The 12,831-nt window shown below is 56.7% G+C and carries 9 protein-coding genes and 1 pseudogene; 2 read left to right on the forward strand and 8 right to left on the reverse strand.

Going from position 1 to position 12,831, the window contains the following annotated elements:
• Positions 1 to 81 precede the first annotated feature (81 nt).
• Positions 82 to 2,079, forward strand: a complete 1,998-nt coding sequence (gene tadA / locus KJ970_07195; protein MBU2690699.1) for a Flp pilus assembly complex ATPase component TadA — start codon at positions 82 to 84, stop codon at positions 2,077 to 2,079.
• A 43-nt stretch (positions 2,080 to 2,122) separates the two neighbouring features.
• Here tadA and amrB read toward each other — a convergent pair whose 3' ends face one another.
• The 4 genes from amrB to KJ970_07215 form a co-directional block, all read right to left on the reverse strand.
• The gene (gene amrB / locus KJ970_07200; protein MBU2690700.1) at positions 2,123 to 3,691 is read right to left on the reverse strand and encodes an AmmeMemoRadiSam system protein B; all 1,569 of its coding nucleotides are present in this window, start codon (positions 3,689 to 3,691) and stop codon (positions 2,123 to 2,125) included.
• 287 nt (positions 3,692 to 3,978) lie between these two features.
• A complete protein-coding gene (locus tag KJ970_07205; GenBank protein ID MBU2690701.1) occupies positions 3,979 to 5,037 on the reverse strand; it encodes a calcium/sodium antiporter in 1,059 nt (352 codons plus the stop codon).
• Positions 5,038 to 5,083: 46 nt separating this feature from the next.
• A complete protein-coding gene (locus KJ970_07210) occupies positions 5,084 to 6,085 on the reverse strand; it encodes a glycosyltransferase (GenBank protein MBU2690702.1) in 1,002 nt (333 codons plus the stop codon).
• 41 nt (positions 6,086 to 6,126) lie between these two features.
• Positions 6,127 to 8,088 carry a S9 family peptidase gene (locus KJ970_07215; GenBank protein ID MBU2690703.1) on the reverse strand — a complete coding sequence of 654 codons (1,962 nt, stop codon included), beginning with the start codon at positions 8,086 to 8,088 and terminating at the stop codon, positions 6,127 to 6,129.
• A gap of 505 nt (positions 8,089 to 8,593) precedes the next feature.
• Here KJ970_07215 and KJ970_07220 point away from each other — a divergent pair.
• On the forward strand, positions 8,594 to 9,439 hold the full coding sequence (locus tag KJ970_07220) for a hypothetical protein (protein ID MBU2690704.1): 846 nt from the start codon (positions 8,594 to 8,596) through the stop codon (positions 9,437 to 9,439).
• On the opposite strand, the pseudogene KJ970_07225 reads toward KJ970_07220, so the two are convergent.
• The 4 genes and pseudogenes from KJ970_07225 to KJ970_07240 form a co-directional block, all read right to left on the reverse strand.
• Positions 9,423 to 9,695 (reverse strand): annotated as a pseudogene (locus KJ970_07225) (DUF4143 domain-containing protein). The gene KJ970_07220 and the pseudogene KJ970_07225 sit on opposite strands and share 17 nt — an antisense overlap.
• The gene (locus tag KJ970_07230) at positions 9,647 to 10,012 is read right to left on the reverse strand and encodes an AAA family ATPase (protein ID MBU2690705.1); all 366 of its coding nucleotides are present in this window, start codon (positions 10,010 to 10,012) and stop codon (positions 9,647 to 9,649) included. The pseudogene KJ970_07225 and the gene KJ970_07230 overlap by 49 nt, the downstream one beginning before the upstream one ends.
• 186 nt (positions 10,013 to 10,198) lie before the next feature.
• The gene (locus tag KJ970_07235) at positions 10,199 to 11,482 is read right to left on the reverse strand and encodes an SUMF1/EgtB/PvdO family nonheme iron enzyme (GenBank protein MBU2690706.1); all 1,284 of its coding nucleotides are present in this window, start codon (positions 11,480 to 11,482) and stop codon (positions 10,199 to 10,201) included.
• Between the two features lie 260 nt (positions 11,483 to 11,742).
• A complete protein-coding gene (locus KJ970_07240) occupies positions 11,743 to 12,741 on the reverse strand; it encodes a hypothetical protein (protein ID MBU2690707.1) in 999 nt (332 codons plus the stop codon).
• Between the last annotated feature and the right edge of the window lie 90 nt (positions 12,742 to 12,831).

Genomic DNA, 12,831 nt, shown 5'->3' on the forward strand with positions numbered 1-12,831 from the left:
GTCGATACTTACTATATATCCGGATTCCTGTCATGACGTGTGAGGATTCCGCGTGTCACACCGCAACAAGGGGGAATTGGCATGTCCGATACGATGCCTCGAGGAGAAGAACTGGTCGCGCAAGGCTATCTCACCCGAAACCAGCTGGAAACGGCCTTGAATCGTTCGAGGGAAGCACCACATCTGAGCCTTGAGGAGATCAGTCTTCAACAAGGGTTCATCAGTGAGGGAACCTTCAAGGAAATCATTTCCGAACCACCCGGGAATCTGCGACCCCGGCTTGGGACTCTTCTCGTGCAGCAGGAATTGGTGACGGAGGGGCAGCTGGCCAAGGCCTTGGCGATACAAAGCCGGACCGGTGGGCTTCTTGGGCAGATCTTAATCCGTCTCGGGCACCTCAACGAGGATCAGCTCGTGGAGACGCTGGCTTCCCAGTTTGCTTTACCCTTTGTCCCCATCGGGCATCTGCGACCGAACCGGTCCCTCCGCCGGGTTCTCAACTCGACCTATGCCCTCCGCAACGGGGTCGTCCCGATCGGGTTGATCGGCCGGCGGCTGACCGTCGCCCTCTCTGATCCAACCTATCGGAAGCCGGTGGAAGAGCTGGCTTCCCTTACGGGATATGATATCGATATTGTTCTCTCGACCCACGCCCAAGTAGAGCAGCTCCGCGCCTATCTTTATGGGGATGATGAACCTGATGTGGCATCGACCGGCACGGAATCCCATTCCACGACGATCCCGGTCACCAACAGCCCCGTGGCGAAGAGAGCTCCCAAATCGCAGATGTCGACCGATGCGCTTCTCATGGCTGTTTTTGAGAAGGGGGTGCAGGAAAACGCGACGACCGTTCATCTCGACCCCAGCCCGCGCGGGCCCCGTCTTTACTTCCGTGTCGAAGGGGAACTTCAAGACTACAGCGCCGGTGAACTGGGAACACAAATCGCCCTTTCCTACCGGGCGATTGTGCACCGGTTGAAAACATTGGCGAAACTCGATCTCACCGAGAGGCGGCGTCCCCAGGTCGGACAGATCAAATTGGAACAGGGCAAACGGGATGAAGCCCGAACGGTGGAATTCTATCTCAATGTTATGCCGACGCGTGAGGGTGAGGCGATCACCATCCGGATAACGGAATGCAATGAGGTGAGAAAATCTCTTGATGATCTCCAATTCTGCAGTGATGTCCTTCCCCGTCTCTATGATATTGTACAAGCACCTCACGGCATCTTCCTTTGCACCGGCCCCTCTTCATCCGGCAAATCGACGACATTATGGGCCGCCGCTGATTTCTTAAACGCCAAGGGGCGCAAGGTAGTCGCGATTTCGACACGCCCCGGCCCGGTCATCTCCAATATCCTGCGGGTGCCGATGCCGCAGGAGGGATCGCCCGATTTTCCGATCCTGCTTGAGCATGTCGATAAGCTGGATCCCGATGTGATACTGATCGATGAAATTCAATCGTCCGATACGGCCGAGTGGGTTGTCGAATGGGCTCGATCGGGACGGAAGGTCTTGGCCTCGCTGCGGTCAATGGGCTCGCGCGCCGCGATGGGCACCTTCAATCGTTTGGCGGGGGACGAATTGGGGTTGGGTGAACATTTATCGGGTCTGGTCGGCCAGAGGCTTCTGCGCGCCGTCTGCCCCGATTGCTCAAAGGAATACTCACCGGATCAGAAGATCATCGCACGGCTTGGAGATCTCCTGCCCGCCGAGGCCCAATGGCGCAGCGGCGAGGGATGCGCGCAGTGCGGCTTTACCGGCATCCGCGGACGAATCCCGGTGGTCGAGATGTGGATCCCCGGACCGACGCGGAATGTAACCCCGTGGTTTCAAGAATCGCAGGACGAGGCTGGTTCGGGGGGATGGTCCTATACTCTGGGCGGCGCGCCGCGCCCGATTATAGAAGCGATCACCCAAGTGGTGGATGCGATCGGCGCCGCGGCGAGGGGAAAGATAACATTGGAAGAGGTGGTCCGGTCCTTTGACTTCTGGGAACTCGGTGCGACTTCGACCCTGATGCCCTCTGGACGAGCGGCGTTGCAATCCGGGGAGCCGGGCGGTAGGGCCGCCGCTTAGATGGGCGCAGGACCGGGCGGTTGGATTGGATCGCCCGGCGTACTCAATCAGATTCTTCGAACAACTGAGCCTGAAATGTGTAAAATATCGTTTCAGGCTCTTTCCATGCCCTTTCCCGCAACCCTGCCTTTTGTGAAAGATGGGTCAGCGTCGTGTGAAGATCCCATCCTTGTTCCGTCGCCACCTGCGGCAGGAAGACGGCCCGGTAGGGACCCTGCTCCAGAAGGATGCCGTCGCGTCCGATGACGATCTCTTTGATATCCGCGACCGGTTTCATGGGTGTCAGAACCGAGATCTCAATCCGGACGTGCGGCAGTTCATCTTTGGTCAATGGTGAGAAACGCGGATCGTGAAAGGCGGACTGGATAGCTTGATGGGCGACACCCTCGGCGAGGGGCTCATGCCCGGCGATTGACCCGATGCATCCCCGGAGGCGGTTCCGAAGTTGGAGAGTGACAAAGACGCCCCGCTCTTCTTCGAGGGGGCCCCCGGTAAACTCATTGGGGAGCGGCTTGCTTTTGCTCCTCCCGAGGGCAAAAGTCTCTTCGAGCGTTTGGCGCGCCAGATTGAGAAGATACGCCTGTTCTTCCTTTGAAAGTTTTTTCTCTGGATTTTCGTCAGTTGGAATTTCGTCAGTTATATCTTTCTCAAGCGTATTTCCATCAGGGGCCGCATCAGAACCCGCCTGTTGGAAGAGGATCGCCGCATAGCTCACGGAAGAGCTGAAATCGCCGTTGATATCGCCGGAACGAGTATAATTCAACAATTGCCCTTCAAAATTCAACGGCGGCGTCTGTGCGTCCGCCAGGCGTTTCACCAGGGTGAGAACAATCCCCACCGGTTCGTAGCCGCAAACGGTAATGCCGGTGTTGCGATAATACCTTGTCCATCCCGCCGGATCGATTTTCAGCGCCTGCGCCACGGCGCCCATATCAAGCTTCTTTAGATTTTCGGGGATCTCATCCGAGAAGGGAGTATAGCCGAACCGGTCGCCGAAATGTGTAAAGTCGGTGCTGGCGATGATCAATGTTTCATTGTTGATCCAGGGGAGCAGAGATCCGGCGATCCCGTCCCAGTCGGCCGGATCGGTTCCCTGCACCACCAGATCGACCAGCTTCCATCGACCCCTCAGCACTGTTTGGAGAAAGGGGAGTTGAATCTCATCGGCGTGCTCTTCCCGATGCGCCCCTTTGACGGTCTTGAAGCCGGGACGCGTCAACAGCTCTGCGACCATCAGACGGTCAATCGGCACCCGGCCGAGGGGGGTTTCATAGGCATCGATGGGAAGGGTGGAGATGCCCCGAACCGAGGCATGGTGGCTTGGGGCGAGAAGGATGACACGCCGGATTCGATCTGCCACGGGGCCCTGTAGGGATCGGTAGAGATGCGCCGCGCACGGGCCGGACCACTGATAGCCGGCGTGCGGGGTTACGATCGCCGCCGGAAGGTGTTGCAACTCAACGGGGTCCTTGACACTGTCAAGGAGCTCCTGGATTTCCCGTTGCAAGGCCGGAGGATGAGCGGAATACCACCGCCCGGCGATCGCCGAGGCGCGAACAACTTGAGATTCATGGGGATAAGGAATTTCAGGGTCCTTGTCTGAGCCGCCCATCGTCTGGTCTCCTCTGCCGGACTGTTTTGTCGCAATGAATTCATTATTAAGGCTCCAGCCCACTGGATCCATAGATAAAGATCGTGTGACCGGCAAATGAAACGAAGTTTTGGGTGGAAAAATAGGAAGATGGGATACACCCTACTTGACTCTCGCGGTGATTTCTTGGTATCCTTTAATTGCTAGAATAAAGCTGGGTGCTCAAGGCGTTTTGATAATTTGAGTACCGAGCTCCATTGAGGAATGGGACGGCTTATCGGAGCTGTCCCTTTCCTCGTTTTTGAGAATTAATGAGCTGGTATTTGAAATTCCGGAAAGACGTAACTCAAGATTGTCACAAGGGCATAGACCGCCAGAAGCACAATTCCGAATCCCCGTTTCATCTGATCGCCGGACGCCATAACCCCCACACGGAAGACGATGAGAACACCGAGCATCGCGGGAAAGAGCAGCCGGAAGAAATGAGGACCCGCCTGCAATCCGCCGCCGGTGACCGCGGCCGCGGCGCCCGCCACAAAGAGAACATTCAGGATATCGGCTCCGACGATATTCCCGATCGCCAATTCGCCATGACCCTTGCGGGCCGCCGTCACGGCGGTGACCAGCTCAGGCAGGGATGTGCCGAAGGCGACCAGGGTCGCGGCGATGACACTGTCGGGGACATGAAGGCGCAAGGCCGCCTCGGTTACCCCGGGAATCAGGAGGCGGGCGGAACCGACGACAAGGATGATGGCGCCGATGAGTTTTAAAACGATGAGAAGGTTGGACTTTTGCGCACCCGCTTCTTCAAACGCCTCAAGATTCACCGCACCAGCCTGCCGGGACCAGCGCACCGAGAGCCACATATAGGCGGCCAGAAGGGCGAGAAAGACAAACCCCATGAACTGCGGGAGGTTGCCGCCGGCGACAAAAATACCGCGGGGATTTAACTTGGAGCTGAATATGGGAATGCAGGCGAGAACGAGCAGGAGCCCCGCGCCGAGTTGAATCCAGCCTTGCCGGTTGACGATGCGGCGATCTAATGTTAAAGGTGCGATGATCGCCGCGAGACCGAGGATCAAGCCGGTGTCGCAGATGATCGATCCGACGGCATTGCCGAGGGCGAGACCGGGATTTCCTTGAATGGCCGCAAGGACGGAGACGGCCACTTCGGGCGCGGTGGTGCCGATACTGACGATGGTCGCCCCAATGACGATTTTCGGAATACCCGATCGTTCCGAGAGGGTGACCGCTTCAACGACCAGCCAGTCGGCGCCTTTGCCGAGCAGTGATAGGGCGACGGCGATCCAGAGTCCCAGAAGGGACCAGTGGAGTTGACCGATAAAGTGATTGAGGGCTTCTTCCATCACATCCCTGTGTTGTTGGTTCCGCTACCGCCCGCGAGATGATACTTCAAGATACAATAAGATAATCGGTTGTTTCTCGATAATTCCACTCTGTCAATTGCCGGCGGATCAGATCCCTCGCGCCATGCACACCGACACAAACAAGGAGTTTTTGATGAGCGACCGGCCCCCCTTTGAGGATGGAGAGGTCCTCGACGCGCGCCCCTTGCACCATCCGTCCGACCCTCAACCGGTCGATGTCGAGGAATCCATGGATCGTAATGCCGGCATCATCCAGCGCCCGGGCCAGTTTCCGGCCAAAGGGTCCGGCGCCGCAGATCCAGATCTTTTGATCGCCCAGGATCCGGCTGAGGTGATGCGCTTTGCAGCGGCGAAAAGCCTCGGCGGAGTAGTTATCATGGGTCCGGCTCAATCGGCCCGGAGAATCCCGCCAGGCATAAAGGACCTTTGGAATTTTGGCGAACCCTTTTCCTTGCAGATGAAGACGGAGCCAGAGGTCATAATCTTCGGGCCAACCCATATCACGGTAGCCGCCGGCTTCTTCGAAGGTCTCGCGGCGCATCGCGACGGTCGGATGGGGAATGGGGGATTCGATCCAGATGTCGCGGGCGATCTCTTCCGGTGTGATGACCGAGTTGATCCAGTTTTGATAACGGGAGAGGCCGGGGGCCGGTTCGGGGAAGATGGTGACGCCGGTGGCGATGACATCCCATTCGGGATGATTCAGCAGGGCCTGGATTTGTTCCTGAAAGCGATCCGGGTGGGAGGTGTCATCGGCGTCTTGACGGAAGAAGGTGCGGCCGCGCGCTTTCGATGCGGCGAAGTTGAGGGAGATGATCAATCCTTGAGGCGGTGTGTTGAAGGGGCGGATGCGGGGATCGCGATGAGACCAGTCGCGCAGGATCCGTCCGGTCGCGTCTTGGGAACCGTCATTCACAATGACGGCCTCCCACTCTTTAAATGACTGGGCCGCCAGAGAGGCGAGACACATCTCTATTGTCTCCGCCCCGTCTCTGACGGCCATGATCACGCTGATGGTTGGATCCACATCGTTTCCAGCCCGCCGCCTTCTAAGGCAGGACGGGTTTGTTAAGGGGTCATCCCCGATTTTAGGTGCATTAAAAAGAAATCGACCATCTTGCGATAGAGAATGAGACGGTTTTCCCGTTTCCCCACGCCGTGCCCTTCATCAGAGAAGATCAGGGTATCGACCGGGGCGCCGCGATCGGAGAGGGCCTTGGCAATCTGGCGCGCTTCACCCACCGGCACGCGCGGATCGTTCTCTCCGTGGATCACGAGCAAAGCCCCCTTGATCCGATCAACATGGGTCATCGGAGAGATTTCGTGCAAAAATTCCGGATCGCTGAGGGGCCCGTATTCGGCTTCACGGAGATGACGCCGGTAGTCGGCGGTGTTTTTCAAGAAGGTCTCGAAATCGGCGATGCCGACTTCGTCACAACCGGCGGCGAAAAGATCGGGGTAGGTTGTCAGCGCGGCCAATGTCATATACCCGCCGTAAGAGCCGCCTTTAACACCAAGCATCTCTGGTTTTGTATAACCATTATCGATGAGCCACTGCGCGCCGGCACCCATATCCTTAACCGAATCCATCCGTTTTTTGTAGTCATCCATCATGGAGAATTCTCTGCCGTAGCCTGAGGAGCCGCGGACATTCGGCGCGAGGAGGCCAAAACCGTGCTGCATGAGATAGGTGAAGTGGCGGTTGAAGTGGGGGCGGAATTGTCCTTCGGGGCCGCCGTGCATATCCATGATAAAGGGGATCGGTCCCCCTTTGTAGTGGGGCGGCAGATATAGAAAAGCCGGAATTTCCAAGCCGTCGAAGCTTTTATAATGTATGAGTTTCGGATCGGTGAAGACCGCCGGGTCGACACCGGCATAGGTTGAGAAGGTGACGCGCTTCAGCTCTCTCGTGTCCCAATTCCATCTCCAAACATCGGGTGATTGGGTCGGGCTGCTGAAGCCGAAGGTGATCTCATGCGTGTTGGAAAGGCTCACCGATGAAACGATGCCGTCCAACTCCGGCACGGGCATTTCCTTTCCCTTTTCAATGTCAAAGATCGAGAGGCGGCCGTATCCTTCTTCGTTATAGACGAGGGCGGTATAGCGGCGGTCGGGGGAGAGCTCACCCTCTTCCAGCTCCCAGGGAGAATCGCCCTTGAAGGGGAAGGTGATCTTTCGTGTTTCCAAATTCATCATCGCCGGTTTGAGAAGTCCCTGTGCGTTATCACTGGTGAGGATGAAGATCGACTGTTCATCGGCGGAGAAAACCCCGCCGACATAATACTTATCCCCCTCATGCTCGGTTAGATTTGTGACTTCTTTCGTCTCCAGATCGATAAGAAGAATATCGGTGTCTTGGCTGGAGCGATACTCAATCAACGTCAGCCGGCGCCCCGCTTTATCAAGATCACTGGCGATATTATAGCTGGGCGACTCATAAACGACCTGCGGCTCGCCATCAGGAAGGACCCGGCTATAAATGTAAAAGTCGCGTCCGTTCGCCTCGTTGCTCGGATAATAGATTGAACGACCGTCGCGCGCCCAGATCGGCTGGATGAAGCGGGTTTCAGGAGCGTCGGTGAGTTGCTTCAGCGCGCCGGTCTTGCCGTCCATCAGAAGGAGCTGGCTCTGTTCATTGCCGCCGACACTGGCGCCGATGATGACCCACCGGTCGTTGGGGGAGATGGTGTAGTAGTCGACGCCGTCGGGAAAGACGGTGAGCTGATAAGGCCATCCCCCGGGGAGCATCCGGAAGAGCTGATTGACCCCCGGCATGCCGGAGGTGAGATAGATCGTCTTCCCATCCGCCGATATCCTCGGATCACCCGACCACCCGATCTGCATGAAGGTGTCGATATCGGGCAGGGGCGCGATGAAGGCCTCCTCGATCGGGTCGGTCTCGTCACCTGTGGGAAGTCCCGCAGAGAGCTGGCCTGCGAGGCAGGGGGCCGCGGCGAGACTTCCGGCGAGGCATAGGATCGCCAGGGTCAAACCGGCGTGAGGGATCCGGTTTTGGTTCGATTTCATCATGAGGTCATTTCTCCTTCGTCGATTCGTCATATCCGAGCGCTGTTCGACTCACCGCCGCCGGCTTCGCCGCTCTTTCTATAGAGCGGATGTCCAGCTGACTCCGATCATCCGGCGTTGTCCTCTGTATACGTCCCTTTTCGAGGCTCTGTTTCCCAGGGTACGAAAGCCCACCGGCAGGTTCAACCGCTCTTGAGCGCATGGACCTTACAATTCCATGCCGGCCAAATGACGCCCCGGTCCCGGCGCAACTCCAATCGCAGCAGCGTGGACGGGGTTTCAGGAGGCACCGGGGAGTTGTCCGGCAAGGGGAAGTTACGGGGTTTTCGCGGATGACAGCGATGAGTCCATCCGATACGCTATTTATACACGGGGAGTTAGTTCAGTGGGCGCCTTGCGGTGACCCGCCGCATATCGTCGAGTGGAGATTCCCCGGCGATATCACGTCCCGAAACCAAACAACATGTCGTATTGATCAAGGGTTGTTGGGGTTGTAGTGGGAGTGAACATGAAATCGATGAAAATTCTATTGCCGCTATTGTTCATCATGGTTCTGTGGGTTACGGCTTGTGAGGATACGCAAAAGCCCGGTGATGATGACTGGGTTGAAGAAAAGCCTCCTATAACGCATGGCATTGTCTCCGATCCGGACTCGTTCACCGTGGAAGCATCCCCGCAGTACACGGTCTCGCGGGATGATCTGGATCTTAACGGCATTCAAATGGCGATGGTCGGACTCCTTCTACCGCACGGTGAAAATTCCTTTCCCGAGAATCGCGTCTCAAGAGAATTCGTCATCACACCCGGAGATTCGATTTCGGTGACTGTCTCTGATTGCCCGCCCGGTGTTCCATGGGTGCACTTCATTGATGGGGATGACCTGGTGCTATCGCGGGAAGATTCAACCAATACCGGCCCCGGCACATGCAATCGCATCTTCGTCTTCACCGCGACGGAGAGGGATAAGGGTTATTTCGCTCTGGTGGAGACTAATCCTGCTACCGGCGGCCAATGTATATCCTCAAGCTCACCGGCGTTGATGCTCTCTTATACGGCGGGACCGGTAGACAGTTTGTGGGTGGATCTCCAGCAGATCATTTGGGAATATACGGCGTCACCTCACAGTAATTTGCGCCTTAACCTTCAGGGGGTCACCAATGCCAGCCGGTTGAGGATTGAGACCTATGGTGACGGGGCGATCGGCTCTGAACCCATCCCTCTGAATCTCGACGGCAGTTTTCATGCGGAAATTGGAATCGCTTTCAGCCATTTGCCGCGGGTGCTATTGGAGACGTCCAGCATGCTCTGTGTCTATGGAGCGCCCGGATGTCCCGTTGTCATCGAGCTGGAATAGTTTTATCGCCGCCGACGGGAAATCTTGTGGCTTTCCCGGGGCTTGTTGGCGTCGGCGAGCGGGTGATTTTAGGCGCTGATGTTCGCTTGAATTCGAGACCCCACCGATTTTGACCTTGCACGATCAATAAATCGAGCTCGGCACCGGCATGGGTCGCCCAGTAATAACATTGTTCGCGTCGTGCATTCACTTGCCTGATCACAGCGCTCATCGCAAACCACTCCCATGACGCCCCTGGTTTTGGGTGGCCTTCGAGAGAATGAGGAAGCTTGCCGGGCGCCGAGGGCGATCCGCAAGCACGCGCAACACGGGAAAGAGATCCGGGACGCGCTGGATCTCATCGATCACCACGAGGCCTCGCAGGTCCTTGAGTGCCAGCATAGGTTCCGAGAGGCGTGAAAGATCGTCAGGATTTTCGAGATCGAAGACGGCGGTCGGACCGTAGTGCCGTTCGACGATCTGTCTGGCCAGCGTCGTCTTGCCAACCTGCCGGGCGCCGATAATGCCGACGACCCGATGCTCGCGCAGCAGTTGGCGGATACGTTTGATCTGTTGGGGGCGAGTCTTCGTGATTGCCGGGGTACCTTGAAATCTCGTCGGTATCCATCGAAATTTCAAGGTTCAACCGATGCCTCCGGGAACAAGACCCGGCTCTGGGCTGAGGAGTAGGGCGCGACGACCATCGTTTATTCATGAATGAATGTAAAGCGACCGCCCCCGATCCTGCAGAGGCGGTCGCTTCAGATACCGCGCAGATTATTATCTTGCCAATATCATCCGCTGCGTTTCGCTTCTCCCGTTCCATTGCAGGCGATAGAAATAGACACCAGGCGCCACGGGGACGCCGGAATTGTCGGCGCCGTTCCAGGCGATGCAATAACTCCCCTCCGGCTTGTACGAATCAATTAATGTGCGAACCAGCCTTCCGGCGGGATTGTAGATGCGCAATTCGAGCGGCGCGCCGCTCACGCTCGCGGGGACGCGGAAGGAGATACTGGTGCTGAAGACAAATGGATTCGGGGCGTTGCCGGCAAGGAGCCCGACCGGAGTTGTCCCGATTTGATTTTCAGCGTGGGACGTGTCATAGGTTCGTGCGGCGCGAAAACCAAGAAGAAAAGAGCTGGTATTGGGATTCTGGTTGGTGGGTCGCAAGGCGTTCGGCATGTAGGAACTACTGTGGTCCCAACACCCTCCATGAATAACCCGGTAGGTACCGCTGCCGGGGCCTGCCGGATCAATCGCGGGAGCGGTCCCAAGTTCGCACACATGCCAATCGTTGCACCACTCGAAAATATTTCCAGCCATCTCCGTGAGACCCAGCGCTTGGGGCGCGCCCGGGTAAGTTTCCGCCGGGGCGGTCCAGTGAACGCAGTTGCGCGAATTGGCCAGGCTGCAGGTCGGCGCTTGATTCCCCCAAGGATAGATGCGCTCATCGTCATATTGCGCCGCATACTCCCACTCGGCATCCGTCGGCAGTCGGTATCCCTCGGCGCCGTAGGGATCGCCTCCATGGCACGCCCAATTGCCGTTGTGATCGTAAGCCCGCGTCAATCCGTCCTGAAGGCTGAGCCAATCGCAGTAGCGCGCCGCTCCGTACCAGGTCACCATTAAGGCGGGATGGCTCGCCGGATTATATCCGCTTGGGTAGGCGGTCTGCGCCTGGGTAGACGGCGACTGCCGGAGATAAAATATCCCGGCGCCGTTAAACTGAATCTCACAAAAGTCATTATTCATTTGAAGAAGCACCAGCGTGCTTCCATCGAGATTGTCCCACACCGTCGCCGTCGAAGCCGTCACATAGCCGCTGTTATACGCCCATTGGAGCGCTTCCATAAATTCCTGGTTTGTCACCTCGTGGCGGCAGATGTCGAAATCGCGGGTGAGAGTTACCGTGCGCTGATTAATGCCGCACGTTGATGTACCGTCGCCCATGATAAAAACCCCGGCGGGAACCGTGACCATCTCCGGCGCAGCTTCGGCCGGATTGGGAACGGCGAAGGTCACGATGAGGAGCACAAGGAGACCAGAAATTCGATGCTGCATAGCTATTATCCTCTCTCATACTTCAGATTAACGGGGATAGCAGGACACCGGGTTTGTCCTGTCGTTTAATTGATCAGCCGAAGGATAGCAGAGTTATGCCATTGAATCAAGATGACACAGAACGAAGAACTCGAAAGCCACCCCTCCCATTTAATCCGTCCGCATTGAGTGACTAGCGGTGAGAGAATGTCTCGATCACATAATCGGAGCCGACTATTTTGGGCGGGATGAGATTTGTAAAAGGGACAACCATCCCCATTCTAGAGGGGCGCGTCTCCGAAATCCTTCACGTGGCATTTATTGCACAATGAACGCTGGTTGGGGCTGGTATAGGGATCCTCAATAGGGTATGAACCGGAGGCCACGCCGTCATCTGAGAGATAGGTAATAGAGAAATCCCAACGGCCCGCGTCAGGAGCGGAGCTGGCATGGGCCCGATGACAGGTCAGGCACATGACCTGGCTTGTAGCGGTCGGGCCATCATCGCTATTGATCGTCATATTCTGATCTTCAAAGGGTACAAGTGCGAGATAGGCGGTGCGCCGTGTATTCGATTCATATCCGTGATAGATCGACGCCCCGGAGGCATCGGGGGCGGGAACTTGATAGGCAAAGAGCTCGTGTTGCGCCACGCCTCCATCCCCATAGAGCATCCTGAAATTTCGATTACCGTGGGGATCATAGCAACTTGTACAACTGAATTGGTCGGATGGGAAGGATCCGCCCGGAGAGGTTTCCAGCACATCATCCGGACCGACATTTCGTGACGGAACGATAACATTATGTCCGGCGCCGATCATCCGTCCCGGATTGAGGGGATTGCTGCTGAAATTGTGACTGATGAGATCGTCATGGCAGATCAAGCAGACATCACTGGGGTTAGAATGTACAAGTAAAAAAGCAATCCCGTTAGGATGTTCCGAGTCGGCCGGCGACCCATCCTGGCTATTGTGCATCGTATGGCAGAAATCGCAAGCCGCCACACCCCCGCGGTGCAGACCCCGAAGTGACATCGGATGAGTTGCATGGCAATAAAAACAGTTATTCTGTGCTTGTGCGCCGAGCGTTGAGATGACGAACAGAAAAAGAAACGCGGCCAAACGTTTTGACACGACCAGAACCTCCCACCCAAAGATGATTAGCTTTGTAGCGTCAGATGAATGACATTCCAAAAACAATCGTATCAGAACCCCGGCCAATTCGTAATGGGATCTCTTCCCCGGTTGTGCCAGGGTCATGACCATCATAGGTACACTCATTTCGTCTCCATTCGTGCGTCATCACGCCAAGGAATAGTGGACCGGTGACTTTTACAAATCCGACACTCTCTGGGTGAGGCAGAAGGTCTG

The organism is Candidatus Eisenbacteria bacterium, assembly GCA_018831195.1.
GTDB lineage: Bacteria > Eisenbacteria > RBG-16-71-46 > CAIMUX01 > JAHJDP01 > JAHJDP01.

Excerpts from the sequence above, each read along its gene's own strand:
- KJ970_07235 (MBU2690706.1), bottom strand. The coding sequence starts at position 11,482 with ATGCAGCATCGAATTTCTGGTCTCCTTGTGCTCCTCATCGTGACCTTC.
- tadA (MBU2690699.1), top strand. The coding sequence starts at position 82 with ATGTCCGATACGATGCCTCGAGGAGAAGAACTGGTCGCGCAAGGCTAT.
- KJ970_07205 (MBU2690701.1), bottom strand. The coding sequence starts at position 5,037 with ATGGAAGAAGCCCTCAATCACTTTATCGGTCAACTCCACTGGTCCCTT.
- KJ970_07215 (MBU2690703.1), bottom strand. The coding sequence starts at position 8,088 with ATGATGAAATCGAACCAAAACCGGATCCCTCACGCCGGTTTGACCCTG.
- KJ970_07240 (MBU2690707.1), bottom strand. The coding sequence starts at position 12,741 with ATGAGTGTACCTATGATGGTCATGACCCTGGCACAACCGGGGAAGAGA.
- amrB (MBU2690700.1), bottom strand. The coding sequence starts at position 3,691 with ATGGGCGGCTCAGACAAGGACCCTGAAATTCCTTATCCCCATGAATCT.
- KJ970_07220 (MBU2690704.1), top strand. The coding sequence starts at position 8,594 with ATGAAATCGATGAAAATTCTATTGCCGCTATTGTTCATCATGGTTCTG.